This is a genomic window from Vibrio sp. B1REV9 (genome assembly GCF_905175395.2).
GTDB classification, from domain to species: domain Bacteria; phylum Pseudomonadota; class Gammaproteobacteria; order Enterobacterales; family Vibrionaceae; genus Vibrio; species Vibrio alfacsensis.
Genome location: NZ_HG992746.1, coordinates 1,105,828 through 1,129,885, shown reverse-complemented (window position 1 = coordinate 1,129,885; position 24,058 = coordinate 1,105,828). Strand labels below are relative to the sequence as shown.

The 24,058-nt window shown below is 44.0% G+C and carries 24 protein-coding genes and 1 pseudogene; 11 read left to right on the top strand and 14 right to left on the bottom strand.

Going from position 1 to position 24,058, the window contains the following annotated elements; genetic code table 11:
• Positions 1–202: 202 nt before the first annotated feature.
• Both KHN78_RS19145 and KHN78_RS19140 read right to left on the bottom strand, forming a co-directional pair.
• A complete protein-coding gene (locus KHN78_RS19145) occupies positions 203–1,021 on the bottom strand; it encodes an alpha/beta hydrolase family protein (RefSeq protein WP_223917800.1) in 819 nt (272 codons plus the stop codon).
• A complete protein-coding gene (locus KHN78_RS19140; RefSeq protein ID WP_223917799.1) occupies positions 991–2,121 on the bottom strand; it encodes a hypothetical protein in 1,131 nt (376 codons plus the stop codon). Before KHN78_RS19140 ends, KHN78_RS19145 begins: the two co-directional genes overlap by 31 nt.
• Here KHN78_RS19140 and KHN78_RS19135 point away from each other — a divergent pair.
• Positions 2,120–2,263: a hypothetical protein gene (locus tag KHN78_RS19135; RefSeq protein ID WP_223917798.1), complete on the top strand. Its 144-nt coding sequence runs from the start codon at positions 2,120–2,122 to the stop codon at positions 2,261–2,263. The two genes, KHN78_RS19140 and KHN78_RS19135, sit on opposite strands and share 2 nt — an antisense overlap.
• 135 nt (positions 2,264–2,398) lie before the next feature.
• Here KHN78_RS19135 and KHN78_RS19130 read toward each other — a convergent pair whose 3' ends face one another.
• Positions 2,399–2,983, bottom strand: coding sequence for a LysE family translocator (locus KHN78_RS19130; RefSeq protein ID WP_211918160.1), 585 nt, complete (start codon positions 2,981–2,983; stop codon positions 2,399–2,401).
• Between the two features lie 148 nt (positions 2,984–3,131).
• Here KHN78_RS19130 and KHN78_RS19125 point away from each other — a divergent pair, with 148 nt between their 5' ends.
• Positions 3,132–3,572 carry an Lrp/AsnC family transcriptional regulator gene (locus KHN78_RS19125; protein ID WP_211918959.1) on the top strand — a complete coding sequence of 147 codons (441 nt, stop codon included), beginning with the start codon at positions 3,132–3,134 and terminating at the stop codon, positions 3,570–3,572.
• A gap of 213 nt (positions 3,573–3,785) precedes the next feature.
• On the top strand, positions 3,786–4,964 hold the full coding sequence (locus KHN78_RS19120) for a lytic polysaccharide monooxygenase (protein WP_211918158.1): 1,179 nt from the start codon (positions 3,786–3,788) through the stop codon (positions 4,962–4,964).
• Between the two features lie 120 nt (positions 4,965–5,084).
• Here the strand turns inward: KHN78_RS19120 and KHN78_RS19115 are convergent, their stop codons facing one another.
• The 3 genes from KHN78_RS19115 to KHN78_RS19105 all read right to left on the bottom strand — a co-directional run bounded on the left by KHN78_RS19115 (position 5,085) and on the right by KHN78_RS19105 (position 7,091).
• Complete coding sequence (locus tag KHN78_RS19115) at positions 5,085–5,729, bottom strand: HAD-IB family hydrolase (RefSeq protein ID WP_211918156.1); 645 nt, start codon at positions 5,727–5,729, stop codon at positions 5,085–5,087.
• A gap of 15 nt (positions 5,730–5,744) precedes the next feature.
• The gene (locus KHN78_RS19110) at positions 5,745–6,074 is read right to left on the bottom strand and encodes a DMT family transporter (protein WP_211918154.1); all 330 of its coding nucleotides are present in this window, start codon (positions 6,072–6,074) and stop codon (positions 5,745–5,747) included.
• Positions 6,075–6,200: 126 nt separating this feature from the next.
• Complete coding sequence (locus KHN78_RS19105) at positions 6,201–7,091, bottom strand: LysR family transcriptional regulator (protein ID WP_211918152.1); 891 nt, start codon at positions 7,089–7,091, stop codon at positions 6,201–6,203.
• 108 nt (positions 7,092–7,199) lie between these two features.
• Here KHN78_RS19105 and KHN78_RS19100 point away from each other — a divergent pair, with 108 nt between their 5' ends.
• Positions 7,200–8,594, top strand: coding sequence for an MATE family efflux transporter (locus tag KHN78_RS19100; RefSeq protein ID WP_211918150.1), 1,395 nt, complete (start codon positions 7,200–7,202; stop codon positions 8,592–8,594).
• Between the two features lie 5 nt (positions 8,595–8,599).
• Entirely contained in the window at positions 8,600–8,839 is a 240-nt protein-coding gene (locus KHN78_RS19095; RefSeq protein ID WP_211918148.1) for a hypothetical protein, read from the top strand.
• A gap of 259 nt (positions 8,840–9,098) precedes the next feature.
• On the opposite strand, the gene KHN78_RS19090 is transcribed toward KHN78_RS19095, so the two are convergent.
• Positions 9,099–9,410, bottom strand: a complete 312-nt coding sequence (locus KHN78_RS19090) for a cupin domain-containing protein (RefSeq protein WP_211918146.1) — start codon at positions 9,408–9,410, stop codon at positions 9,099–9,101.
• Between the two features lie 370 nt (positions 9,411–9,780).
• Between KHN78_RS19090 and ompW the strand changes: the two genes are divergently transcribed.
• The 5 genes from ompW (at position 9,781) to KHN78_RS19065 (ending at position 17,449) form a co-directional block, all read left to right on the top strand.
• Positions 9,781–10,422: an outer membrane protein OmpW gene (ompW, locus tag KHN78_RS19085; protein WP_211918144.1), complete on the top strand. Its 642-nt coding sequence runs from the start codon at positions 9,781–9,783 to the stop codon at positions 10,420–10,422.
• A 446-nt stretch (positions 10,423–10,868) separates the two neighbouring features.
• Positions 10,869–11,840: a TAXI family TRAP transporter solute-binding subunit gene (locus tag KHN78_RS19080; protein WP_211918142.1), complete on the top strand. Its 972-nt coding sequence runs from the start codon at positions 10,869–10,871 to the stop codon at positions 11,838–11,840.
• Positions 11,841–11,947: 107 nt separating this feature from the next.
• Entirely contained in the window at positions 11,948–14,551 is a 2,604-nt protein-coding gene (locus KHN78_RS19075) for a TRAP transporter permease (protein WP_211918140.1), read from the top strand.
• Between the two features lie 388 nt (positions 14,552–14,939).
• Positions 14,940–15,965 carry an HlyD family secretion protein gene (locus KHN78_RS19070; protein WP_211918138.1) on the top strand — a complete coding sequence of 342 codons (1,026 nt, stop codon included), beginning with the start codon at positions 14,940–14,942 and terminating at the stop codon, positions 15,963–15,965.
• Positions 15,962–17,449, top strand: a complete 1,488-nt coding sequence (locus KHN78_RS19065) for an MDR family MFS transporter (protein ID WP_211918136.1) — start codon at positions 15,962–15,964, stop codon at positions 17,447–17,449. The genes KHN78_RS19070 and KHN78_RS19065 overlap by 4 nt, the downstream gene beginning before the upstream one ends.
• Before the next feature lie 171 nt (positions 17,450–17,620).
• Here the strand turns inward: KHN78_RS19065 and KHN78_RS19060 are convergent, their stop codons facing one another.
• The 3 genes and pseudogenes from KHN78_RS19060 to KHN78_RS19050 all read right to left on the bottom strand — a co-directional run bounded on the left by KHN78_RS19060 (position 17,621) and on the right by KHN78_RS19050 (position 19,032).
• The gene (locus KHN78_RS19060) at positions 17,621–17,866 is read right to left on the bottom strand and encodes a Rho-binding antiterminator (protein ID WP_211918134.1); all 246 of its coding nucleotides are present in this window, start codon (positions 17,864–17,866) and stop codon (positions 17,621–17,623) included.
• A 26-nt stretch (positions 17,867–17,892) separates the two neighbouring features.
• A pseudogene (locus KHN78_RS19055) lies at positions 17,893–18,317 on the bottom strand (VOC family protein).
• Between the two features lie 118 nt (positions 18,318–18,435).
• On the bottom strand, positions 18,436–19,032 hold the full coding sequence (locus tag KHN78_RS19050) for a LysE/ArgO family amino acid transporter (RefSeq protein WP_211918132.1): 597 nt from the start codon (positions 19,030–19,032) through the stop codon (positions 18,436–18,438).
• A gap of 365 nt (positions 19,033–19,397) precedes the next feature.
• Here KHN78_RS19050 and KHN78_RS19045 point away from each other — a divergent pair, with 365 nt between their 5' ends.
• Complete coding sequence (locus tag KHN78_RS19045; RefSeq protein WP_211918130.1) at positions 19,398–20,489, top strand: methyl-accepting chemotaxis protein; 1,092 nt, start codon at positions 19,398–19,400, stop codon at positions 20,487–20,489.
• A gap of 90 nt (positions 20,490–20,579) precedes the next feature.
• Here the strand turns inward: KHN78_RS19045 and KHN78_RS19040 are convergent, their stop codons facing one another.
• From KHN78_RS19040 to KHN78_RS19025, 4 genes are all read right to left on the bottom strand, one after another.
• Entirely contained in the window at positions 20,580–21,065 is a 486-nt protein-coding gene (locus tag KHN78_RS19040) for a VOC family protein (RefSeq protein WP_128812472.1), read from the bottom strand.
• A 162-nt stretch (positions 21,066–21,227) separates the two neighbouring features.
• Positions 21,228–21,545 carry a DUF4144 domain-containing protein gene (locus tag KHN78_RS19035; RefSeq protein WP_211918129.1) on the bottom strand — a complete coding sequence of 106 codons (318 nt, stop codon included), beginning with the start codon at positions 21,543–21,545 and terminating at the stop codon, positions 21,228–21,230.
• 43 nt (positions 21,546–21,588) lie between these two features.
• Positions 21,589–22,125: a DUF924 family protein gene (locus KHN78_RS19030; protein ID WP_211918127.1), complete on the bottom strand. Its 537-nt coding sequence runs from the start codon at positions 22,123–22,125 to the stop codon at positions 21,589–21,591.
• A 70-nt stretch (positions 22,126–22,195) separates the two neighbouring features.
• Positions 22,196–24,043, bottom strand: a complete 1,848-nt coding sequence (locus tag KHN78_RS19025; RefSeq protein ID WP_211918125.1) for a M3 family metallopeptidase — start codon at positions 24,041–24,043, stop codon at positions 22,196–22,198.
• Positions 24,044–24,058: the final 15 nt, after the last annotated feature.

Genomic DNA, 24,058 nt, shown 5'->3' with positions numbered 1-24,058 from the left:
CAACATACTAGGTGAGAGGGTAGCGTCTTTATCTAAATTTACACTGTGAATTGAGATTGAGCGAAGAATCCAACGTATTTTTAAATATACTAAGTCGCTAAGGTCGTGCAGAAGTTCTGTGTGAACCAGAGAGGCAATTGGGCAAATAGATACAAATTAGGGCACATAAGTGCCCTAGATTGAAAAGAGATTCAAGTTAGGGCTACTGCTTTTGCTCAAGTAAATGCATTTTGAGGAAACGATCCATCGCTTGGTACCCTTCAAGGCGATTCTCTAGCGAACGGAATCCATGTCCTTCATTTTCTTTGACGATGTATTCCACTTCGACACCACGCTCACGTAGGGCATTCACAATTTGATCTGATTCGCTTTTAACGACGCGAGGATCTTTTGCCCCTTGCAAAACCAACAATGGTGCTTTGATTTGATCGACGTGGAACACTGGCGAATAAGCTTTCATCATCTTCGCGTCTTCGGGGTCATTTGGGTTGCCCACTTGCTCATGTAACATAGCTAGGAATGGTGCCCAGTAAGGGGGAATGGCATCCATAAAGGTGAACAAGTTCGATACGCCCACGTAGTCGATACCACACTTGTATAGGTCTGGTGTGAACGTCACTCCAGCTAGTGTCGCATAACCACCATAAGAGGCTCCGTAGATACACACTTCCCCCTCTTGTGCGTAGCCTTGGTCAATTGCCCATTTCACGCCGTCAGTGATGTCATCTTGCATCGACTGACCCCATTGCTTAAATGACTTCTCCCAGAACTCACGACCATAGCCAGTTGAACCGCGGAAGTTCATTTGCAGTACAGCAATACCGCGGTTTGCAAACAATTGAACCTCAGGTTGGAAGCCCCAATGATCTCGTGCCCAAGGCCCACCATGAGGAAGCACGAGCAGTGGCAAATCGTTCGCTTCGCGACCTTTTGGTAAGGTTAAGTAACCATGAATGGTCTCGCCATCACGCGCAGTGTACGTAATCGGCTTCATCTGCGCCATGTCTTCTGGCTTATGCATGGTGCGTTTTCCGCTAGTTTCTCCAGCTTGTCTGTATCACGATCGTAGTAATAGTAATTCGGACGGTCGATATCACTGTAGGTCACAACAATCATTTTGCTTTCGTCGCGAGTGGTATTGTTTACTGAGATTTCTACGCCCGGTAGTTTTTCTTTCAGGCGTTCGAATGTCGCTTGGTAGGCGTCATCAAGAAAATAGTATTGACGCTTAGCCGTTACATAAGAGATAGACGCTAACTTATTTTGTGCGTTTGAATAGTGCGCATTGGTCACGTCCACTTCTGGGTGCGAGAAGATCTCACGCACTTCTTTATTGGCTTTAACATCGTACTCAATAATGGCAGATTTATCACGAGTAATGCGTGAAGCAACGTACAGGTTTTTATTGTCTGGAGTGAAGGAGATCGGGGTAAAGCTTTCTTTAAAAGTCATGCTCTTTAATGGCTTAAAATCCTCATCAACCGTATCACGGTACAGCACCGCCGTATTCACACCATCAGACGTGGTGATCACTCGAATATTCCCATCGTGGTCGGTCCCCCAATCTCTGACATTCCCTGGGTTCTGCGCCACCAACGTGTTTTCACCCGTTTTTAAATTATGACGGTAGACATCAAAAACTTGCGGATTTCTCTCGTTCGTCGAGATGAGAATGTCATCAGGCTGGCTTTCTAATGTGTCAATCACGAAAGCAACGACATCCGATGTTGGCGTGATGGTTTTCTCTTCACCGGTTTTTACGTTAACAGTAACAAGGTAGAAGTTTTCGTCACCGCCTGTATCGCGCGAATAGATCAGCGTATCATCACCAACCCAATAGTAGTATGCGATGTCCCGTTCGGTAATCGACGTAATGCGTTTAACGTCCTGCGGTTTTCCAACGGGATGCACAAACACATTTTTACGATCTTGCCACGGTTTTAACATTGAAATGTAGTCGCCAACAGGGGATATCTGGTAGCTAGACACTTCCGCATTTCTGAAAAAGTAGTCGACGGGATACTCTGGTGGGATGGCTTCGATATTTGCTGTGTTCGTCTGACTACACCCTGTGAGTAGTAGACCAAAAGCAGTAGCCCAAATAAGCTTGCGAGTACGCATGTATAACGCTCCTTGTGTGACGGACCTGTTAGCATCGTGCTTGTCGGTCAGAGTGAATGGTCTTATCGCAACTGAGAAAGAAAAGCGACAAAGCAGTGAAAGAGCAACCAACATCGAATGTATCGACAAGGTTTATGTTTGAGTTTTTAATATTCTTGTCACTGCTATTTCTACTATGACCTAATCCTCCATTGAGATGGTGATTAATTGCACTTACCGAACGAAGGACTAACCAAAATTTGGTGTAAATCACAATTGGTCATGGCTGTTTTGCCATTTATATCATTGGGATAGTCGACAAAAGCAAGAGTGTAGCCATGCCATAGTTGAAGCTTTTTACTCGTTTTGTTGTGGTTAGCCAACGCTGAAGTTGCATGCCCGCTGCTGTCCAAAAAGTGACCGATGGTAGGTTTGCCACACAGAAGATGCCCGCGATGAAAGCCAGCTCCAACCCAGTCCCTCCATTGCTAAAAACCGTGATAGCCGTTAGTGCCATTGACCAACCTTTTGGGTTCACCCACTGAAAAGCCACCGCGCCAAAAAAGCTCATTGGGCGGTACTCACCTTTAACTTCTGTTTTGCTGCTGGTAGCAATTTTGTACGTGAGATACAACAAATACGTCAAACTTATGATTTTGAGAATGTTGTGTGTGATGGGATAAGCATGAAACAAGCCCATTAAGCCGACACCAACCAACATCAGCATTGCCGCAAAGCCAAGTATGATGCCTAACATGTGTGGGATAGTACGTTTAAAGCCGACATTCGCACCAGAAGTCATGAGCATAATGTTATTTGGGCCAGGGGTGAACGTCGAGACAACCGCAAACAGTGCCAAAGCACCAAGTTGGTGGTATTCCATAATGGGTTCCTAGATTTCGGTTTTGCCTGTTCATTGGTAGGCAAAGGGTTACGTTTCTGACCGGTCGAGAACAATGATAGGTAGAAGTGTCATCAATTTTGTGTTTTTATTTGATGAAAAATCACACACTAAACAACAAAAGGCTATTATGGATAGGTTTGATGAAAGGATATTGCAATCGCTTAAATCGGACGGAAGAATCTCCAATGTAGAGCTGTCTGAGCGAGTAGGATTATCTCCATCTGCGACTTTGCGTCGAGTGCAAGATTTAGAGCGTAAAGGGATTATCAAGGGCTATCGAGCGTTACTTGATAATCAAAAAATGGGGATTGGGTTCATTGCTTATGTATCGATTGGATTGGCTTCTCACTCTAAAAAAGCGCAATTGGGTTTTGAAGAGCATGTGCGTTTTGTCAATGAAGTGGTGGAGTGTCATAACATCACTGGAGCCAACGAGTATTTGCTTCGAGTAGAAACGCACGATCTTGCATCCTACAAAGCATTTCATGCGGATGTTTTAGGAGAATGCGAACACGTCAAAGCGATCACGACCATGGTGGTCATGGACACACCAAAAGATGGACGTTAATTGTCCAAGTCTACGATTTTGTAGCTCATCAATTTGAACTGACTCGAAAGACTCAGTTGAGTATGAGGTCAGTGTACACGAAATGCTGGAAAGCACTCATCACTCTGACAATGTCAGGATTAATTGTGACCATCTAAATTAATTCATCCTGCTAGCTTTTCTTCACTGCTATGCAGTTATTAAGCAGTAACTCAATGAATTTAAGGATGAATAATGAAATCTTCTATAACCTTTCCCCTAGTGGGCCTAGGCGCAATTGCAGTCCTGAGCTCGTTTAATGCCCATGCCCATGGATGGGTGGAGTTTCCAAGTGCGCGTCAAAATACTTGTTATCTAGATGGTGGTTTCTGGACGAATGAAATTCCTAATCAAGCTTGTCAGGCCGCTTATGACGAATCGGGCGCTTATCCATTTGTACAGCGTAGTGAAGTCGCAGCGAATGTACCTAATTATCGAGATATGGCGCATGTCCAAGCGATTGTACGTGACGGTGAACTCTGCTCCGCAGGAGATGCAGCAAAGCAAGGGTTAAATATCCCATCCCAGCATTGGCAACGTACTAATGTGACGCTAAATGAAAATAACCAACTTGAAATGGTATTTTTTGGTAAAGCACCACATAACCCCTCTTATTGGGAGTTCTATCTTTCCAAACCCACTTATGATGAGTTACAACCTCTAACTTGGAATGATTTAGAGCTGATTGATACGGCAGGTAATGTACTTGTGGATAGCGAAAAACGTTATCGAATTCAGGTTACGTTCCCAGCCGAGCGCTCAGGTAACGCCATATTATATACTCGCTGGCAACGTATCGATGTCGCTGGTGAAGGTTTTTATAACTGTAGTGATATTACGCTCGTTGGTGATGGTATTACCCCGCCAACAGAACCGGTTGATCCAACCGAGCCTGGTAACAATCTTACTGCATTGGGCTATTTTGTACCTCAAGGGTTTGGCCCAATAGAAGTGGGGGATACGGTTCGTTTTCGTACGTTCGATGTAACAGGCGCAGAGATTGTCGATGTTTCACTGCCTATTAGTACCAATAATACCACCACATGGGCAGCGGAGATTGCCGATCACTTTAACTCACAGCAAACTGGTGATTGGTATGTTGGCTTTTGGCACCAAGAAATGAGTCATTACATGTTTGATACTAATAATGTTTACTCGAATCAAGTGCTTGCGCCAAGTGGAGATTATAGCTACGCATTGTCGTTGATTAAGGCTGAGACACCGCCACTCATTGATCCCTCGAATCTATGGAGTAAAGGGGCCGTTTATACTAAAGGCGATGTTGTAATACACGATGGTCAAGAGTGGACAGCACAGTGGTGGACCAGTGGTGAAGAGCCCGGAACCACAGGGCAATGGGGAGTTTGGCGTTAAGCTTTGCTGTTTCTAAACTAAACTCTATTTTCTGAAAGAGACAAAGCCTTTCTTGGTACTAAGAAAGGCTTTGTCATTTTCAAAGTGTGGATTTTTAATGCAAATGTTTTCGGTGCAACGCTAGCCATTATTGATGTCGCACAAATTACTGTTGCTTGACCAAGGTTGCCAATTCATCATCGCAATATCAGCAAGTTTGAGCATAGGGATGTCTTCGTGGGTATCACCATACGCATAAACAGTGCAGTAATGGCTTAGATCAAATGTGGCGGTGACTCGCTCGGCTTTTCTTTCTGAGCTGCAATCGCCATATCGATAAAGGCCACTCATTCGTTTGCTGTCATTAAGCACTTCACTACACAGCAAGTGGTAACCCTGAGCATTACACCAAGGTTTTAAGTAAGCGTTAAGCGAGGCTGAGACAATCACAATGGTATCCCCTCGACGTTGATGCCAATCGAGCTTTTCTTTTGCTTTTGGGCGAAGATGGCGAATGATCACGTCACGAGCGAATCTCTCACCTAATACTTTGACTTGTTCGGTGTCTCGACCTGAGAACGCAATAACGCTCGCAATGGGGCGCATGCGACGTGCTGGAATAATGCCGGCTTTGTATAACATATAGAATGGCGTGATCACGATCTTACCAAGCCATTTTCGTAAGCCCGTCGCCGAATAGTTGAGGAATAGACTGAACATATCCTCATCAGTGATCGTGCCATCAAAATCAAAGAGTGCGAGAGCTGGTCTCGTTATTTCAGACAATCTATAGCCTTGGTATTAATGTACGTGTCCATGTGAGAAGTTTATCACCATCACACCTGCAGCGATAAGTGCCATTCCAACCCAAAGGCTAGTATCCATGTGTTGGCGATATACTAATTGAGATATTAAAGTTACCGATACAATCGCCAAACCAGCCCACAACGCATGAACAATCCCGACAGGCATTCCCCCTTTCATGGCTTGCGCTAAGCAGACAAATGCGGCTAGGTGACCGAGTAAGACAAGTGTTGCCGGGATAGGTTTACTAAAACCATCCGTTGCTTTAAGTGCTACATGTGAAAGGGCTTCCGCGCCCACGCCTAAAAGTAAGAAAAACCAGCTCATTTTATTGTTCGCCATCGTTTGTTGAGGGAGGCGTACATTATAATTTTGTTTTTATAATTGATAATCTAGGCAAAAAGAAAATAACCATTACATATATGTAATAGTGAGGGCGTCTCTTTATCTGAATTAGCTGAAATAGGATTTCGCTAATTCACTGCACCATGCAACCAGAGCTTTTGTCGTCGCTTGTTGTTCATCACCAATGGGGTGAAATAAACTAAAAGGCATTTTGACGTCATTGGCCAGAAGAGGCGTAGGTAATTTTTTAAGGAGCTGTTTCTTGGCGTAGTATTCCCCCAGTGGAACTGGGAGCAGCGCCCATCCTTCATTTTTGAGCATTTTTACCAATAAGGTATGGCTGCTTACTGCTCGGGTGTGAGAGGAAAATGCTTGTATCATGCCATCGCTGTTCATGTTGTTGAACGAAAGGTATTGCACTTCTAATTGTGCATCTTCGATTGTAAACGCAGCTCTTTGAGCTAACGGACTTTTCGCTCCGACATAAAGCCCGTAACTGATATAACCTAAGTGTTTAAATATAAGGGGATACCTAGGTGAGATCCCTCCGATTGCCGGTAAAATGGCAAGATCGAGTTCACGCTCGGACACTTGCTTTAATGCGTTGTCTCGATGCGTTTCAATCCATTGCACTCGTACTTGAGGAAAGAAAGATAAGCAACGACGTTCAAGTTCAGTGATAAAATCGACTGGGAAATCAATGTCATAACCAAGCTTTAATTGTGTTTTTGGCTCTTGAAACATGGCATTGCCAAATTCGAGTAATTTTCGGTTTTGTCTCAATACGAGTTTGGCTTGAGGGTACAGTTGTGTGGCTCGTTCTGTTGGAACGGCTTTGCGCCCGATGATAGTGAAGAGCTCAAATCCGAGAATATCTTCATAAGCTTTAACAAGCTCGCGTACAGTTGTTCTATCCTTATTTAATTCACGACCTGCAGCACTATACGAATGGCGTTCGTACACCGACACAAAAGCATAAAGTTGATCAAGAGAATGCAAAATACCTCCTTTAGTTTACGAACGTAAAACCCCTGCAAAAGTGGTTTTTAAGATAGTAAATTCCCATTCATAATGGGTGCAAATATCATCATCAATTTTGCGAGTGAGATGACACTAAGTTCGGTGCCCAACCTTAAAAAGCAATCCGCCATATTTAGTCCAGAGTTATTTAAAGTGATTTTGACAGTGGCTATTCCGGTCACACTGCAAACCATTTTATTTTCCAGTAAAGGCTTAATTGACCTCGTTATGATTGGTCAATTAACGGAGCAAAACATCGCTGCAATCGGCGTTGCGAGCCGAGCTTTGTTTGTCGCGACGATCTTTTTAGCGGGTGTGACAGCTGGTGGAGCAATGCTCACCGCTCAATATTTTGGTGCGAAAGACCAGGTAGGTGTGACGCGAAGCACGGCGCTGACGTGGGTGATGGCGACTGGCGCGGCGTTGATTCCGTTATGTGCATTTCATTTCTATGGTGATGGTATCATGGGACTGTCAACGAGCTCGCCTGAGATCATTGCCCTAGGTCATCAGTATCTACAGATTTCTGGCTGGAGCTTATTTGCGGTCGCCTATGTTGGCAGTATCGCTGCAGGTCTGCGTGCTATGCACCAAGCCGCCGTGAGCACTTGGTTCAGTGGGTTTGGTATTGCGCTGAATGTCATGTTTAACTGGGTGTTGATTTTTGGGCAGTTTGGGTTTCCTGAACTGGGTTTAAAAGGGGCTGCGATTGCGACCTTACTCAGCTCACTGCTGGAAGTGCTTGCGATATATTTGTACCTTAAAACGAAAATGCATCCTCTACGATTTGGGGTTCAAGCATTGAAACAAGGATTGCAATGGCAGCATGTCCGCCCGTTCTTTTCCCTTTCAATGCCAACAACACTGAACTTTCTTGCTTGGTCTGGAGGTTTATTTGCTTATACCGCGATCATGGGGCAAACCGGAGAGGCGGGCTTAGTTGTCCTTTCAGTTATCACGCCGATAGAGGCATTTTCACTCAGTTTTTTAACGGGTATTGCTAACGCTTCTGCCGTGATTGTCGGCAACCAATTAGGGGCGAATAAGCCTGAACTGGCCTATGCACAAGCGAAAGGGTTTACCGTAATTGCTGTTGGCGTGACGTTGCTAGTTTCTGTATCACTATGGTTGCTTCAATCGACAGTGTTGGATTTATTTACGGCCCTTTCTTTAGAAACCAGACACTTGGCAGAGCAGTTTTATTTGATTTTGTGTTTTGGCATTTTACTGCGCTCTTTACCGACCTTGATGGTGGTCGGTGTATTACGTGCAGGTGGTGATGTGAAATTTTGTCTGTACCAAGACCTGTGTACTCAGTGGTTGTTTGGTATTCCTTTAGCTGCGCTTGGTGCCTTTGTGTTCGGGTTTTCTGCGCCAGTGATATTTGCGATGTTCTTTTTAGAGACTCTATTTAAGTGGGGCGCATGCTTGTATCGGTTCCGCAGTCGAAAATGGATGAATTATTTGATTACAGAGGGGTAATAACAATGAACTTACTCAGTGTTTATGAAGCTTATGGAGTGACGATTGCGGTGATCGCTTTTGCTATGGTGTATTTGTTTATTCATGTGAAATACATTCGCCATCATGCCATGCATAAGCGATTTTTAGCTGCATTGTGGGAGTTAATGAAAAACACCATTCATGGAGAGCATATTCGTACCATGGGCTACAAACATGAAAAGGAAACAACAACGTCAAAAAATAAAAACAGCGTCAAAACATAATAATGGCTTAGGAACTCAATACCTAAATGCGTTCGACAAACTTGGTGCAATGGTAAAACAGAGAAGCCAGTTTATTGATGTCATTTGGGTGCTTGAGCTGCTTCGATACAAGTCTAGAGCGATTCCGCTTGTATCGCTTAGGGAAAGGGTCAAACACGCTTTCCCATTTTTTTTGGGGCTTTAGGTATTGGGGCAATCTCTCTATTTTGTTCTCGCATTTAAGTTATCACACAAGAGCCAAAGAGCAGGGGCATTACTGCTATTGATAAAATACGGCCAACCAAATGGTTTCTTGATCGGGGGCGGTCCAACTCACTCGATGTTTAGTGTGAGCAGGAATGTTAGTGTGATCGCCGACTTCCAAATGTATCACGCTACCATCTTCATAAGTCAGTTCACCAGCACCTTGTAATATCAATACCCATTCGTGATCTTCCTGATCATACCAATCCCCCTCTGGTGTTGTTTGCCCTTTAGATACAATACGTTCAATACGCAGCTGTTTGTGACTCAGAATATCGTCAAATACTTCTTTGCTTAAATCATCAGGTAAGTCTTTCAGTAGATTCATGTGTCTTCCTAGATAATGATCAACCCAAAAGGAGAGAGGAGTGCTACCAGTTGTAGATCTTAATGCGGTAGTGCTGAAACGATTGGTAAACAATAACCTCTCACACGCACATTTCGCATTACAGGATTGTATTCGATTTGCATGATTTGTTGATCGGTTTGGTGTTTATGTATACAAAAAATCGATAATTTTCACAAATTGATTTCCATCAAAATAGTAGGGTTTCTGTGTGATAGATTGCGCGCAGCTCAAGAAAATATCGATACTCACGTGCTACAACGTTCTTGATTTTACAGAGTAAGTTCTGTGGTTTAGTCAAATGCATAGCTGAGTACGCCTTAAAAACAAAGCCCTACAAAAGGAAATAACAATGAAAAATACAATCTGCAGTTTAGCAGTGGTTGCTGCGTTAGTGTCTCCAAGTGTTTTTGCTCATAGCGAAGGAGACTTCATTTTACGTGTTGGTGCAGCATCCGTGGTACCAAACGACAGCAGTGACAAAATTTTAGGCACACAAGAAGAATTAGAAGTGGATTCTAATACTCAACTTGGTTTGACGTTTGGCTACATGTTTACCGATAACATCAGTTTAGAGTTATTAGCCGCAACGCCATTTAGTCACAATATATCAACCCAACTCGGCGGCTTGGGTGATATTGCGGACACAAAACACTTGCCACCGACAGTGATGGTTCAATATTACTTTGGGGATTCACAAAGTAAGCTTCGCCCTTATGTCGGCGCGGGTTTGAACTACACCATCTTTTTCGATGAAAGTTTTAATAGCAAAGTGGATGGTGTGTTATCTGACTTAAAACTGGATGATTCATTTGGCTTGGCTGCCAATGTGGGTGTGGACTACATGATTAATGACAACTGGTTCCTAAATGCATCGGCATGGTATGCCAACATTGAAACAAAAGCGACGTATTACGCGGGCACCGACAAACAAAAAACGGACGTTAAGATCAATCCTTGGGTATTCATGATCAGCGGTGGTTACAAGTTCTAAATTCTAAAACGACAAATTTTATTGGCATGATATTTAGGGGCAATATTCGGGTATTGCCCCTCTTTTTTTGTGTCATTTTCGTCTGTCCTAAGTTAAAGAAAATGTCTTATTTTCTTGGTTCTATTTTTGGTCTGCTGGTGTTTTTTTAGACACCTACAAGCGTCATGATGAAAAGTTGGATTATCTATTAATTCTCGGTTGGTGAGAAAACTGGAAAATTATCATAGTTAGGTTTTGAAGTTGTTCTGATAGATTCAATTTTAATCATTCGGTTATTTATTGAACGGGTGATCAAATATAGATACAGAATCAAGCTAAGGATTGGCTGACGAAAAGAACAAAGTGAGAGAATTTTTGATTAACTCTTACTGAAACTTTCCTGTTTTGCAGTCTTTAGCTGAGAAAAATATCTTTATATTTCAATCGGTAGACAGGAAGAACTAAAAATGAAAGGAACCACACTCATTGCAGTATTTGCTTCGGCAATCTCGTTATTCTCATACAGTGAGAAAATAAGTGCGGCAGAGAAATTTATTACTATCGGTACGGGTGGCCAAACGGGTGTGTATTACGTTGCAGGCCAATCTATTTGTCGTTTTGTAAACCGAGGGGCCGTTGATCACAGTATCAAATGTAATGCCCCTGCCAGTGGTGGTGGTGTCGCTAACGTTAATGGTTTGCGTAGCGGCGAATATAACTTTGGTATCATGCAATCTGACCATCAATACAAAGCCCTTGACGGTGTGGCACCTTTCCAAAACAATCAACCAATGTCTGATATTCGTGCGGTATTTTCCTTACAAAGTGAGGTGTTTACGATTCTTGCGCGCAAAGATGCAGGCATCACACATTTTGAAGACCTGAAAGGGAAACGCGTAAATATCGGTAATCCAGGCTCAGGTCAGCGCGATACGTTTGAACAGGTAATGCAAGCGAAAGGTTGGTCTTCAGACGTATTTAGTTTGGTTTCGGATTTGAAACCAGCAGAACAAGCGTCAGCAATGAGTGATAACAACATTGATGCGATGAGCTATTTTGTAGGGCACCCAAACGGCGCAATTCAGGAAGCGTCAACAACAACCGATGCGGTACTTGTACCAGTGACAGGACCAGAAATCGATAAACTGCTTGCTGAACGTGCATACTTCACTAAAGCAACCATCCCAGGTGGCATGTATCGCGGCAACCCAAATGATACCGCGTCTATTGGTGGCAAAGCGGTACTATCAACCACAGCAGAGGCCGATCCTGAGTTAGTGTATCAACTGACTAAGTCTGTTTTCGACAATCTCGACCGCTTCAAGCGTTTGCACCCTGCGTTTAAAGACCTAAAAGAGTCAGAGATGATTGAAGTAGGACTGTCTGCTCCGCTGCATGACGGCGCGGTACGTTACTACAAAGAACGCGGTTGGTTATAACCAGTTAAATTCACCTGTCATTTGCGACAGGTGAAGTTCCCCCTCCTATTTTATTTGCAAGCTCTAGGCCGTTTAGAGCTTGCTTCTCTGCTGTTTGTGAGAAAATTATGGATAAGACGATCTCCCAGTCCAATGCAGGCTTACACTCTGATGAGTTGTCTGCAGAGGAGTTGATTGCCCAAGATGTGGGTGCTCGCCTACCGACAGGTATTATGGAAAAGCTGATTGCGGGCTTGGCACTGCTTTGGTCTTTGTTTCAACTTTGGATTGCTTCTCCGCTGCCGTTTATTGTCGGCTTCGGTGTAATGAATGACACTGAAACGCGTGCGATTCATTTAGGCTTTGCCTTGTTACTGGCTTTTTTAGTCTTCCCTGCTTTTAAGCGCTCTCCACGCGATCGTGTTCCGGCGTTCGATATCATGCTGGGGTTGGTTGCTTGTGCGTCTTCGCTTTACCTTTTTGTTATGTATGAAGCGCTAGCACAGCGTCCGGGAAGTTTAACGACAGAAGATTTCGTTACGGCGTTGATTGGTCTGCCTCTATTGCTGGAAGCCGCTCGCCGAGTACTTGGCCCTGCTTTACCTCTGATTGCATTGGTGTTTGTTGGATATAGTCTCGCTGGCCCATGGATGCCGGGGCTGCTGTCACACCGTGGTGTGCAATTAGATGCGCTCGCTAACCATCAATGGATTACCACTGAGGGGGTATTTGGTATTGCGTTAGGCGTTTCAACGAGCTTTGTTTTTTTGTTTGTGTTGTTCGGAGCGTTACTTGAGCGTGCAGGCGCGGGGCATTACTTTATCCAACTCGCGTTTAGCATGCTGGGGCATTTGCGTGGTGGTCCGGCAAAAGCGGCAGTGGTTGCCTCCGGTTTAACTGGTTTGATCTCGGGGTCCTCGATTGCCAACGTCGTGACAACAGGAACGTTTACCATCCCGATGATGCGTAAAGTCGGCTTTTCTCCTGAAAAAGCCGGCGCAGTGGAAGTGGCTTCTTCAGTCAATGGGCAAATTATGCCTCCGGTCATGGGGGCTGCGGCATTTTTGATGGTGGAGTACGTGGGTATTCCTTATGTTGAAATTATCAAGCATGCGTTTTTGCCTGCCGCGATCTCTTATATCGCCTTACTTTATATTGTTCACCTAGAAGCGCTTAAACTCGGTATGCAGCCGATTGATGCGGCACGTTCTAAACCATGGCTTGCTCGACTGACTGGGTTTGCTTTTGGTGCGGTGTTGATTTGTGGCTTATCCATTGCGGTATATTACGGCTTAGGTTGGCTCAAACCTGTATTAGGTGATTTCGTTCTGCCGGGAATGGCATTGATTCTCTCTGTGGTTTACTTGGGATTGTTGAAAGTGGCAGCAAGCAATGAACCGTTACCAGAAGAAGATCCTGATGCACCGTTAGAGCAATTGCCAAATACACGAGCAGTCTTGTTGTCTGGTCTCCACTACCTATTACCTGTTGTGGTGCTTGTGTGGTGTTTGATGGTTGAGCGTTTATCTCCGGGATTATCGGCTTTTTGGGGGAGTGTGATTCTTGTTGTCATCGTCTTGACTCAACGTCCGTTATTGAGTTGGATGCGAAAAGACGGTAAGCACGATTACGGTAACTTCAAAGATGGCTGTGTTGATCTAAGGGAGGGGTTAATCGCCGGTGCTCGTAACATGATAGGCATTGGCATAGCGACGGCAACCGCAGGGATCATCGTCGGTGCGGTTTCACAAACCGGAGTTGGCTTAGTGTTGGCAGACTTGGTAGAGATGCTCTCAATGGGTAACTTGTTACTCATGTTGATGCTAACCGCCGTTCTGAGTTTGATTTTAGGCATGGGATTACCAACAACGGCAAACTACATCGTTGTGTCGAGTCTCCTTGCGCCGGTGATTGTCACTCTTGGTCAGCAACATGGATTGATCGTACCGTTAATTGCCGTGCATTTGTTCGTGTTCTATTTTGGCATTATGGCGGATGTGTCACCTCCGGTCGGTTTGGCGTCGTTTGCTGCCGCTGCGGTATCGAAAGGCGACCCAATCAAGACGGGTTTAACGGCGTTTTACTACAGCTTGAGAACCGCCGCGTTGCCGTTCTTATTTATCTTCAATACTGATTTACTGTTGATTGACGTAGATTGGGCGCACGGCATCGCCATCTTTATTATCTCAACCATTGCTATGCTTATTTTCGCCGCAGCAACACAAGGTTGGTTCCTGACCCGTAACCGTTGGTATGAGGGCGCATTACTACTGCTCGTGGCATTTACACTTTTCCGCCCAGGCTTTTGGGTCGATATCGTGGTGGATCCTTATCAGTCGAGTAATCCTGCTGAACTTGCCCAAACGCTAGAACCATTAGAAGCGGGGAGTGTCCTCAGAATGCGAATTAGCGGGGAGGATGCGGTCGGAAAAATGCGAGAGTTCTCTGTGCTGCTTTCTGTGCCAGAGGGGGAAACTGGGCAAGATAAGTTAGATGCGCTAGGCATTGCCACTTATCAGCAAAGCGAACAGACATTGATAGATATTGTGTCGTTTGCGAGCCCTGCAGAAGCCGCAGGTTTGCAGTTTGATCAGCAAATTGTGGATGTTCGTGTTCCGGTTGAACGTTTTCCCAAAGAGTGGATGTGGTTGCCTGCTATGTTGCTGTTTGGCTTTGTGGTTTGGTTACAACGCCGAAGAGTGACTGTGCAGCCTGCTCTGGTTCATCAGTAACAATTTTTTTCAACAGCGATAAAAACGGTGATTAGCCCCGGGAGTACGTGTATTCGCGGGGCTTTTATCATCGACATCAATACGCTTTTTTATCTCATCTAACGTATCGAATGAAATCATTGTATTAATCCGGGCCATTACTTGAGGAGCGCTTGTATGTAAGTCACCTCGAAATGCTAGGTTCAGCGAGAATGATTTGGGCATATTCTCTGAATTTGGCGTTAACGTCTCCTATAATTTACGCAACATAAGAGAGTGAATGTTTTTGCGCATCCTTTGGGTGATTTATCAATGCTCAAAATTGGATCTTAACCTTTCAGATCAATTGATTGTTCGGCTGCGGAAAAATCCTACACTGATCACAAAATTGAACATTTGGACAATATAAATGAGTGATGAAACCGCGAAGACCTCTTCTTTGAAATCAAAACTGACCAAAATCCTTTTTCTTCTCGTTTGTGCTATCGCATTTGGTGCGATGTATTGGTCTTGGCAATATTCCGATGGACATCCCAGCACGGAAGATGCGTATGTAAGAGCAAAAATCCTTTCGGTTGCTCCTCAAGTTAAAGGCCAAGTCGTTTCTGTTGAAGCCAAAGATTTTCAAGTCGTGAATAAAGGCGATTTGTTACTAAAAATCGATTCTCGCCCTTACTTACTTGCGGTTAAGCAGGCGAAAGCGGCTTATCAACTAGCGGTTCAGCAGCATGATGTCGCTGATAAACAAGTCACTGAAGCGGTTGCAGGATTGGATGCTGCGCGTTCAAACCTTACAGAAGCTCAGTTGGAGTACAAACGCACCAACTCGTTAGTTAAGCGTAAGTTAGCTTCAGCGCAAGATTTAGACACAGCTAAGAATAAGCTAGCAAACGCTCAAGCAAGCCTCGAACAAGCGCGTGCAACGGTTGAAAAAGCCATCGCTAACCGTGGTGAAGAGGGGGCTGAAGCGGCGGTGGTTCAACAAGCTTCGGCACAACTTGCACAAGCAGAATTGAATTTGAGCTATACCGACATCACGTCACCAGTCGATGGTATTGCGGGTGAAATCAATACCCATGCAGGTTCTGTTGTTGGCATTGGTCAAACCTTGTTTCCGGTGATAATCAAAGACAGCTACTGGGTTCGCGCAAACTTTAAAGAGACGGACTTAACTCACATTAAAGCAGGTATGCATGCAGAAGTTGTGATTGATATGTACCCTGATGTGGTTTGGAAAGCGACAGTTGATGAGCTGTCACCTGCGAGTGGCACATCTTTCTCATTGATGCCTCCAGAAAATGCAACAGGTAACTGGGTTAAAATTAAGCAGCGTTTTCCAGTACGATTAACATTAGAAGTTCCAGAGAGTGCACCACAACTACGTGTGGGCGCGAGTTCCGAAGTGACGGTTGATTTGCAAAGTAGCGCGAAATGAGTAACGAAATTACGGCTGACAAACGGGGAATTGCCACCGTCGCCGTGATGCTTTCTGCCATCATGGTGTTGATAGACATGACCGTTGCTAACGTGTCGCTCTCACACATGATGGGAGCACTAGGTGCAACGGCAGACCAGATCACTTGGGTGTTGACTGGCTACAGCATGGCAGAAGCGATCTTCATCCCAATGACCAGTTTTTGGGTTTCACGTTTTGGCGAACGTAAAGTCATGCTGGTGGCAGTGATTGGCTTTGTGATTGCCAGTGCGCTGTGTGGTCAAGCTAACTCGCTAGAAGAGATGGTGGTATTTCGTATCATTCAAGGTGCGTTTGGGGCCTCGGTTATCCCACTTGCACAGTCGACTTTGGTGCAGATTTATCCATCGGAGCAAAAAGGTAAAGCGATGGCGATCTTCTCCATCGGCATCTTATTGGGCCCCATTCTTGGCCCTGTCGTCGGCGGTGTCATTACCGACAACATTAATTGGCGCTGGATTTTCTACGTTAATTTACCGTTTGGGCTAGTCTGCACGACATTGATCTATCGCTATATCCACATTAGCAACAAATCTAAGCCAGATTTTGATTGGTGGATCATTGGTTATATGGCACTTGGTGTTGGTGCTTTGCAGTTTGTTCTTGATAAAGGCAACGATGAAGACTGGTTTAACTCTCGTCTGATTCAAACCGCCATTTTGCTCGCCGTGATGGGGCTGATCATGTGGATCTATCGCAGCTGGAAGACCAAGAGCCCAATCGCGCCTCTATGGCTGTTGAAAGACAAAAACCTGATGGTGTCATCCTTGATGATGGCGGTGGTCTCGATGGCGATGTTTGGCCTGACTACTCAACAGCCGATGCTTTTAGAGGGGCTACTTAATTACCCAGTTTCCACAACGGGTATGTTAATGGCACCACGGGGCCTTGCCTCCGCCGCAATGCTGATATTAGTGATTGTGATAAACCCACAATTTGACCCTAGGTTGAAGATCGTATTCGGTTTATCGTGCATTGGTCTCGGTAGCTATTTGATGACCTTGTATTCCATGGAGATTGATACATTTTGGATTATCATGCCGAGTATGATTCAAGGTATGGGTTTAGGGTTAACGTTCTCAACGCTGTCAACATTGGCTTATATGACATTACCCAAAGAGCAGTCTGTTGCGGGGGCCAGTATTTTTAATTTGTTCCGCACAATCGGTAGTTCTTTTGGTATTTCGATTGCGACAACGTACCAATACCGAGATGGTCAGCAGCAGTGGCACGCACTCAGTGAGGGATTCAATATTTACAATCCTGCACTTCAAGACTGGGCGGCAAAACAAGGCTTATCGGTAACGGATCCGGCAGCGTTAGAGCAATATCAAACGATGCTTCATCAGCAGTCGCAAATGGTCGCGTTTGTTCATACGTTCCAGCTAGTGGGAATCATGTTTGTTATCATGATGCCGATGCTGATTTTTATTCGGTCGAGATAGTGCTCTAAAGCGCCTTAAGCTGTGTAGGTTAGCAGAACTGAACAGGTTAACGGCGCTTTTTATATGGGCGCTTTCAATGTTGGTATTTGCTATATAAGTACTTTTTTTAGATAGATACTTTCTGCCGTTAGGTATATTTTTATAACGTTAATTTAAGTTCTAAGCCGTGCGCTAGCCAAAAGTCACGTCGCTAAAATGCGGGTTTTCTTGAAGTGCTTTCATTGAAATAAGTTGTTCAGTAGGAAACGCAATGTGCTCCCCCTCAACGTCTAAGAACAAACATTCTTGTCTTTCCATATCATAGCCAGTATCAAGCGCCTTACCTTGATGCTGCTCGCCGTTTTTCAGCGTGATCTCGATGAGAATATTGAACATGCAAGCGAGCTCAATAAAGTCGTATTGGTTGCAAGTCACCATGATCCATCTCCTTTCATGATCTTAATTTAGCTAGATTTTTGTTGTTTTAGCTCTACTACATTTCCCTCAGGGTCGGTGAGGTATACGGAGCGGCCAAAACCTTGTGCACCATATCGCTCAGTAAACTCAGCTACAGGGACATGATGTTTTGCAAATAACGAAGTAGGTCAGCTTCGTTAAAAGGGGCGATTTGGAGACAGAAATGGTCAAGATTTCGTCCGTCTTGTTTTGGATTCCCACCGCCAAGTTGACCGAGTTCACTTTCAACGGTCACGATATCTATCAGAGCGTTACCGGCTCGCAACTGCGTTAATCCCAGTTCTGACAATTGTCTTTCAATTGGACAACCTAAAATTTGCTGGTAAAAGCGAAGCATGCGCGATAAATCGCGAGTCCTGAGTACTATATGATCGAGAGCTTTAATTTCTATCGGGTTATTGTGAATGGTCATTCCCAGAAATCCTTGCGAAGTTTCACTACAGTATATACCCAAGTGACAGATTCTGAGCATAGTTACAAATTCAAGTGTCAGGAAAGACACAGCGCGGAGTTGTACGTTATTTCGTTGATTAAACTACAAGACTGATGGCCAAAAATAACATAACCCAGCCAATAATGAATTCCAGTATTTGCCAGGAACGAGCATGACGAAATATTGGTGTGAGGTATTTTGCCCCATAACCTAAGCTGAAAAAAAATACGAATGAGGCAGTGAGAGCTCCGGCATAGAAATACCATTGGTGGGGATCATACTGTGTTGAAATAGAGCCAAGAAGAACGACAGTATCAAGATAAACATGTGGATTGAGCCAAGTGAACGCAAGGCAGAATAACGCCGTTTGCCATACTCCTTTACTTGTATTTCCCTCGGGATTCATAACATGACGTTGTGTTAGTGAAGAATGTAAGCTGCTTAGTCCATACCAAACTAAAAATAGCATGCCGGCATATCGCGCTATCGTTTCGATTAACGGGAACTGTTTTACTAAATAGCCAAAACCTAGGACACCAAAAGAAATCAAAATAGCATCGGAGAATGCGCAAATGGCACAAACTAGAAATACATGCTGTTGCTTAATGCCTTGCTTGAGAACAAAGGTGTTTTGGGCGCCGATAGCAAGTATGAGCGTGATACCTAGCGTAAAACCGGCGAAATAAGTCGGCATTGTTCGTCTTCCTTGAATGGCTGCGTCATTGAGTTTCAAACTCTAGACGTCGGAGTATTAGCTCGCAAGAAAATGGGGGACTAATCACATTTTGTGCAGATGAGTTCATGAATCAACGCTCTTTAACCAAAAAATTGCCTGTTACGGACAATTTATTGCTGTGTTGTATTTGTTGTGCTTATGTTTGTTGTTTTTATTATTGGTTGTGATGGTTCGTTGTTTTAATTCTCAACTCACTAAGTTGTTGTTTATAAAAAATTAAATTAAATATATTTGTTATCAGGAGCATATTTTATTTATAGATTAATCAATGGAATCAAATAAAATGTTTGCGGATTTATAACTATACAAATGTGGAAACGACTGTGTTTTGGCAAAAATTAAAACGTGAAAATGAAGAGCTAAAGAGTGAAATCGCCACCTTGAGGGCTAAGTATGATGCGGATATGCAATCTATGCGTCAGCAGCTTGACTCTGCCTTACAAGAAGTACAAATTTCGCGAGAAAATGAAGAACTGAACAAACAGGTTACGCTTTCAAGCCTTGAGGGGAGCTTGATGCTTGAAACCATTCGTACGCAAATGGCAACAAGTGCGGAATCTTTGCAAGCGGAGAATGAAGAGTTAAAACTCTTGGATGAAATGTTTGCTCAAACTCATCAAGCGCTTGCTCGTTTGGAAAGTCGAGCAGATAAAATTAGTCATCATGCCGGCAGCAGTATGGCGGCGGTACAAAGTTTGGATAGCACTGCGAACTCAATCACCCAGTTTGTATCAACCATTAAAGAGATCTCAGACCAAACAAATTTACTTGCTTTGAACGCAGCGATAGAGGCTGCAAGGGCTGGGGAAGCTGGTAGAGGCTTTGCTGTCGTGGCCGATGAAGTCCGAGGCCTCGCGGCGAAAGCACATGAAACAAGTGGAAAAATAGACCAGCTTGTTAACCAAATCGTATCTCAAGTTTCTGAAATAAAAGAGGCGATCTCAGAGAACCAAAGTTGTGCGGAAGAAGTGTCGGCTTCATCATCGCAAATTGGTTGTATCGTAAATGAGGTCGTAGTGAAATCTGGGCACATGCAACGAGTTATTTTCTTAGCATCAACTCGCTCATTCCTTGATACAGTGAAACTCGATCACGCGGTATGGAAGCAGAACTTATATAAACTTGTTGAAGCAGAAGCGTTTGATGAACATGTTTCGGAACATACCGAATGCCGACTTGGTGAATGGTATTATCGAGGTTCTGGCAAGCAATATGGGCAATTACGTAGCTTTGCGTTGCTTGAAGAACCGCATAAAGAAGTTCATGAATACGGTAAAAATGCTCTTAAATTTGGTAAGAACTCCGATATTCACTCGATGATTCAAGCGATTAAGGCGATGGAGAAAGCGAGTTGTGAGGTGGTGTATCAGATTGACTGCTTGATGGACGAGATCACGAAAGCGAAATTCGGATAACTTATTGTCGCTATGCAAATAAACATGCGAGTAAAAAATAAGTAAAAGGGTTGGCTTTCAGCCAACCCTTCTTGTTTCTATTGAGTCGGATTATTCATAATCAGACGCGTAAGTTTCTTCGTAAGTGTGCGAATAAAGCTCAAATAGCGTGCCAAACGGGTCTTCTAGGTAAACCATTTTTGCTGGTTTGCTGTCGTCTTCTGGGTGGTAGCGCATGATGTCCATACGTACTTTACCGCCTAATTCTTCAGTACGTTTTATCACGCCTTCAAAGTCGTCGGTTTGTAGAGAGAAGTGGAATAAACCAATGCGAGAGAAATCAACGATATGACGCTCTTCGTGATCAACCATCTCAAACAGCTCAAAGCCAATACCATCTGAGGTGACAAGGTGTGCGATGTTGAACCCTTTAAAGCCTTCACCGAATACGGCAATACACATTCTTCCGATTGCGGTTTCACGTTCTTCCACGACTTTGGTGTTGCCCATTACAACTTTTAGACCGAGTGCTTGAGTGTAAAATTCAACCGCTTTGTCCATGTCACTTACCATAATGCCGATATGACTCATTTTCATAATTCTACTCCAAATCTTGATGATTGATTGGTTGTTCGTTTCGATGAGGAGAGTATAGAAATAAAGGGTGATTACATGAAATTATCAATAATTTTCAAAATAATAATTTTTTGTTATTGAAAGTGTGGCGTTAGTGAATTAGTGAATTAGTGAATTAGTGAATTAGTGAGATAGCGCTTCTATGGCTTGCTGAACCGACGAAAAGTGAATTTTAATGAGGCAAGTTTGTGCCTGACTAAACTCGTGCTTTTGAATGAGCGTCGTCACTTCTTGTAAGTTTAATCTTTGAGGTAATGGTCTTAAACTCAAGGACAGGTCAGCACTTACTTGTAAGGCATAGCACTGACCTTTTGCATCAATCACCACGTCATCTTCGCTCCAAATCAATGCTTGGCATTCAATATTCAATGTTTCTGGTGAATCTAAATAAACCAGTTCATCGTCGCCATCGAGCTTGAGTACGCAAGGCCATGTGATCATTGTGAAACCTTATAAAATTTGAGAAACATACATTACATAACGCCTAAAAACTAGAATCGGGTAGCTGTAAAAACGCTTTCTCTTCTTCTGTGCTGTCACGGCCTAATATTGCATTTCGGTGTGGGTAGCGACCAAAACGATCAATGATCACTTTATGCTTCAGTTCGAACTCATAGTTAGACTCTCGACCCAGTGTTTTAAACAGTTTCTCGGCCTCTTTATGAATCAGTTGAGATTCACTGTGCATAAATGGCATGTATAAGAAGCTGCGCTCAACGTCATTCAAATCTTGGTCTAAACCCAAACGAATCGCTTCTTGGGCAAGTGCGAGCGCGAGTGCATCTTGAGCAAAGGCGTTTGGTGTATCGCGGTAGACATTGCGAGAAAACTGGTCGAGTACGATGATTTCTGCAAGGCGACCTTGTGCGGTATCGCGCCAACTAAATAGCTCTGATCGTGTAGCCCGCTCCAAAGTCGTCAGAAAGCGATTTTCGATTTGTTTGTCGACATCGGCATTGCTAATAAACCAATCTTTTGGCTCCAGTTCTTCAAACCAGAATGTGAGTATATCTTGGTACATGTGGCTTTCCTGAAAGAAAAAGTCTTGATAGAAAAAGATCCGGGATAGGCATGCCGGATCTTAGTTTCACTTATCGGCCGTATGTTTGTTCAATATAACGCTCAAATTGATGACACATTTGGTCGTCCGAAATTGTGTTGTTGGCGAGTTCATGTGTGCCATCCACGACTTTTATGCTGGCATTCAAAGAGGCGACTGGCGCACGTTTACGAGTAGTTAATGAGTCGATTTTTTTCTGTTGTACTTCCCAGGCTTGCTTTGGTGATAAGTTGCACACGTCAGCTAGGTACTTCGCGTTGAATCCCTCACCCGTTAGACTAACGATTGTTTCGTTGTGTGACACCTGATTACCGGCATGCCAGTAGTGTTTTGCGAGTAGCGGACCAATTTCGGGGTTGTCAGTAAGGTAGCCAAACTTATCAAGGAAGTAGGCTCGTGTTTGGTAAACCGCCATGTGCGCGAGTAAGTAGCCATGGTAGGCACAAGCTGCTTCATCCGAAATAAGATGCGGGATGGCCATGAGCGGACGCGGACTGCATTCCAAGCCGAGAATTTGCTTTTCACAATCACGCGCCAGTTTCGTGATACGCTCTGGTGTCAGTTCATCATCGCTCAGTTGGTACAATGCTTGCTCAAAGTACGGCACAACTAAAATGCTTCTTTCTTCATAGGCTTTAAACGGTTGACGGCTATTGATCATTGCTCGAATGATGTCATCTGGCACTGGATTACCCTCGGCATCCAGAGCGTACTGTTTGAGCCAATCAGCATCAGTCAGTAAGCTATCACAAAACATTGATTGTGTTTCAGCATACGCCATTGAAGTTGGTGCAAATTCTTGTGAAAAACATGGCGCATTCATTTTAACGTTGGCAAAGTGTGCGGCATGACCTCCCTCATGGAAAAGCGTATTGATGCCATCGTAGCCGCTACCGACTTGGTCTGGTTTGGCGTTACTCGTGAAGTTTACTTGCGCGGCAACCCAATCACCTTGGTTGTAGAATGATGGAACGGGTCCATGACAGAAACCATTCGGGTATTTGCCCTTGCGATCGAGAAGATCCAGCTTCAACTCTGCTTTAGAGTAGTCAATATTAAGACGTCCAAACGACTCTACCCAACGGCGCAGCGATTTTGAAAATGGGACATATGGGTCGAGGTCACGCATCACATCTCCCGCAAAGGAGTATATGAAGTTGTAACCCGTTAGTGAGTTTTGCCCTTTGTCCTGAGCGAGTGCTCGTAAGCTGTTTAAGTGGGCGTTACGTGTGCGTTGTTCAAAATCATTTAGGATGTTAAACAGTTCGTCGGAGGTCATTTTTTCTGTTTTTTTGACTGAGTAATCAAAAAACGTTTTGTAGCCCAAAGTGCGTGCAAATTGGTTGCGCATTTTGATGAGTTCAATGAAACCATTTTTTAATAACCACTGTTCTAGATCGAGCAGAGTTTGATGGGCTGACTGACGAACTGTCTCATGATTATTGGTTCGGATCGTAGAAGCTAATACGGGTAGGGACCCCTCGACTTGCTCACCATGCTCATTGATGAATGTGAGTACGTGTTTTTGTTTTTTCTCGAACAATTCAGCTTCGAAAGCGATAAGTGAATTTTTTAGTGCTTGTGCTTCTTGTCCTTCAATTGCGTGCGCTTCAAATGTGGCTAACCAACCTTGTAGGCCAGTTTGTGTTTGCTGTTTTTCTTGCGGATCTGTAATGGCTTCAGCAGAGACAAGTTGTTGCTTAATGGCTGTAATTTGCTCTGAATTGCTTAAAAAATTGGTCCAAGCGGTTTGTGCTTTGGTTGAGCCATCGTGGTCGTCGCTGTTACCCATATAGGTATCCCAAAAGAAATCTTCTTTAGTTCGATGGATATCGAGGTAACGTTGGTTAAGGGTATTGAGGTATTCCGTCGCCGTCATTTTGTTCCTTCAAAT

What these genes read in the sequence shown, in the direction of transcription:
- KHN78_RS19120 (WP_211918158.1), top strand. Translation starts at nt 3,786, where the DNA reads ATGAAATCTTCTATAACCTTTCCCCTAGTGGGCCTAGGCGCAATTGCA.
- KHN78_RS19070 (WP_211918138.1), top strand. Translation starts at nt 14,940, where the DNA reads ATGAGTGATGAAACCGCGAAGACCTCTTCTTTGAAATCAAAACTGACC.
- KHN78_RS19095 (WP_211918148.1), top strand. Translation starts at nt 8,600, where the DNA reads ATGAACTTACTCAGTGTTTATGAAGCTTATGGAGTGACGATTGCGGTG.
- KHN78_RS19145 (WP_223917800.1), bottom strand. Translation starts at nt 1,021, where the DNA reads ATGCATAAGCCAGAAGACATGGCGCAGATGAAGCCGATTACGTACACT.
- KHN78_RS19025 (WP_211918125.1), bottom strand. Translation starts at nt 24,043, where the DNA reads ATGACGGCGACGGAATACCTCAATACCCTTAACCAACGTTACCTCGAT.
- KHN78_RS19080 (WP_211918142.1), top strand. Translation starts at nt 10,869, where the DNA reads ATGAAAGGAACCACACTCATTGCAGTATTTGCTTCGGCAATCTCGTTA.
- KHN78_RS19135 (WP_223917798.1), top strand. Translation starts at nt 2,120, where the DNA reads ATGTATAACGCTCCTTGTGTGACGGACCTGTTAGCATCGTGCTTGTCG.
- KHN78_RS19060 (WP_211918134.1), bottom strand. Translation starts at nt 17,866, where the DNA reads ATGGTGACTTGCAACCAATACGACTTTATTGAGCTCGCTTGCATGTTC.
- KHN78_RS19030 (WP_211918127.1), bottom strand. Translation starts at nt 22,125, where the DNA reads ATGTACCAAGATATACTCACATTCTGGTTTGAAGAACTGGAGCCAAAA.
- KHN78_RS19100 (WP_211918150.1), top strand. Translation starts at nt 7,200, where the DNA reads ATGACACTAAGTTCGGTGCCCAACCTTAAAAAGCAATCCGCCATATTT.
- KHN78_RS19130 (WP_211918160.1), bottom strand. Translation starts at nt 2,983, where the DNA reads ATGGAATACCACCAACTTGGTGCTTTGGCACTGTTTGCGGTTGTCTCG.
- KHN78_RS19075 (WP_211918140.1), top strand. Translation starts at nt 11,948, where the DNA reads ATGGATAAGACGATCTCCCAGTCCAATGCAGGCTTACACTCTGATGAG.
- KHN78_RS19125 (WP_211918959.1), top strand. Translation starts at nt 3,132, where the DNA reads ATGGATAGGTTTGATGAAAGGATATTGCAATCGCTTAAATCGGACGGA.
- KHN78_RS19050 (WP_211918132.1), bottom strand. Translation starts at nt 19,032, where the DNA reads ATGCCGACTTATTTCGCCGGTTTTACGCTAGGTATCACGCTCATACTT.
- KHN78_RS19035 (WP_211918129.1), bottom strand. Translation starts at nt 21,545, where the DNA reads ATGATCACATGGCCTTGCGTACTCAAGCTCGATGGCGACGATGAACTG.
- KHN78_RS19065 (WP_211918136.1), top strand. Translation starts at nt 15,962, where the DNA reads ATGAGTAACGAAATTACGGCTGACAAACGGGGAATTGCCACCGTCGCC.
- ompW (WP_211918144.1), top strand. Translation starts at nt 9,781, where the DNA reads ATGAAAAATACAATCTGCAGTTTAGCAGTGGTTGCTGCGTTAGTGTCT.
- KHN78_RS19140 (WP_223917799.1), bottom strand. Translation starts at nt 2,121, where the DNA reads ATGCGTACTCGCAAGCTTATTTGGGCTACTGCTTTTGGTCTACTACTC.
- KHN78_RS19110 (WP_211918154.1), bottom strand. Translation starts at nt 6,074, where the DNA reads ATGAGCTGGTTTTTCTTACTTTTAGGCGTGGGCGCGGAAGCCCTTTCA.
- KHN78_RS19090 (WP_211918146.1), bottom strand. Translation starts at nt 9,410, where the DNA reads ATGAATCTACTGAAAGACTTACCTGATGATTTAAGCAAAGAAGTATTT.
- KHN78_RS19040 (WP_128812472.1), bottom strand. Translation starts at nt 21,065, where the DNA reads ATGAAAATGAGTCATATCGGCATTATGGTAAGTGACATGGACAAAGCG.